The following is a 1415-nucleotide window of genomic DNA, read 5'->3' as shown; positions in this document are numbered from 1 at the left end:
CTATAAAATAGCTTTTACGATATGATTTCACTACGCTTTCCGTTTTCCAAGAATTCAGTCTCGTGGAGCGATGAAAAACTTTTTCATTGCTAAATCGGCGAAATCGGCGAGAATGCCCACCATGGAAACCAGCGAAAAGCGGCAGCGCGGCCGTCCGCGCTCCTTCAACGGCCCGTCCGAAGCCGCCTCCGTGCAGTCGCTCGACCGCGCCTTGCGCATCCTTGCCATCGTCGCCGAAGGCAGCGGCCTGTCGCTGAGCGAGATATCGGCGCAAAGCGGCCTTGCCGCCTCCACCGCCTACCGCATGCTGACGACGCTGGAGAACCACGGCATGGTCGAGTTCGACGGCACCGACCAGCTGTGGTCGATCGGCGTCGAGACCTACCGCATGGGCGCCGCGTTCCTGCGCCGCCGCAAGCTGGTCGACCGCGCCCGCATCGTCATGCAGGAACTGATGGAGAAGACCGGCGAGACCGCCAATCTCGGCGTCGCCGAGGACGATTGCGTCGTCTTCGTCAGCCAGGTCGAGACGCACCAGGCGATCCGCGCCTTCTTCCGGCCGGGCACGCGCAGCTCCTTCCATGCCTCCGGCATCGGCAAGGCGGTGCTGGCGCATCTCGATCCCGAGCGTGTCGCTGCCATCCTGCGTCGCGCCGGGCTGGAGCGCTTCACCGACAAGACGCTTTCCGACATTTCGGCGCTGGCCCGTGATCTCGTCGCGATCAAGCATCGCGGCTGGTCGGTCGACGACGAGGAGCGGCACCCGGGAATGCGCTGCGTGGCCGCCGCCATCTTCAACGAGTTCGGCGAGCCGATCGGCGGCGTTTCGGTGTCCGGGCCCACCGTTCGGGTGACGCCGGAGCGTCTGGCCGATATCGGTCCGCTGGTGCGCGAAGCGGCGACCGACATAACCAGGATGATCGGCGGGCATTCTTCACAAGGCGCTGCCGAGGCATCGCTGTTCGAGGTCAGCGCCACGCGCTTGCCTTGACTCTGGCCCGGCTTGACACCGGTCCGGCAACGGTCGAAGTCTGCGCATCCGATCCATTCCCGCCTGAAGACGCATGAGCCTCAAGTCCGTCAAAGCCTTCTTCGCCGAGCATGCCCCCGACATCGCGGTGATCGAAACGCCGACAAGTTCGGCGACCGTGGCGCTCGCCGCCGAGGCGCATGGCGTCGAGCCGGGGCAGATCGCCAAGACCATCTGCATGCGGGTCGGCGAGCGGGTGCTGCTGGTGGTCGCCCGCGGCGACGCGCGCATCGACAACCGCAAATCGCGCGATGCCTTCGGCGGCAAGCCGCGCATGCTCGATGCCCAACAGGTGGCGGAGATCACGGGGCATCCGGTCGGCGGCGTCTGCCCCTTCGGCCTCGCCTCGCCGCTGCCTGTCTATTGCGATGTGTCGCTGCGGGCC

General features: G+C 65.8%; 2 protein-coding genes. Both read left to right on the top strand.

Features of this window, described 5'->3' with window-relative positions; all coding sequences use genetic code 11:
- Nucleotides 1-121 precede the first annotated feature (121 nt).
- Entirely contained in the window at nucleotides 122-991 is an 870-nt protein-coding gene (gene bhcR / locus EN781_RS32520; protein WP_126054412.1) for an HTH-type transcriptional regulator BhcR, read from the top strand.
- A 73-nt stretch (nucleotides 992-1064) separates the two neighbouring features.
- Nucleotides 1065-1415: YbaK/EbsC family protein (locus EN781_RS32515; protein WP_145965790.1), on the top strand; the 351-nt coding region annotated here is incomplete at its 3' end.

This window comes from Mesorhizobium sp. M4A.F.Ca.ET.090.04.2.1 (assembly GCF_003999085.1).
GTDB lineage: Bacteria > Pseudomonadota > Alphaproteobacteria > Rhizobiales > Rhizobiaceae > Mesorhizobium.
The sequence above is the reverse complement of the archived record's forward strand: the minus strand, read 5'-3'. Positions and strand labels throughout refer to the sequence as shown.

Coding starts and splice junctions, on each gene's coding strand:
- bhcR (WP_126054412.1), top strand. CDS start 122: ATGGAAACCAGCGAAAAGCGGCAGCGCGGCCGTCCGCGCTCCTTCAAC.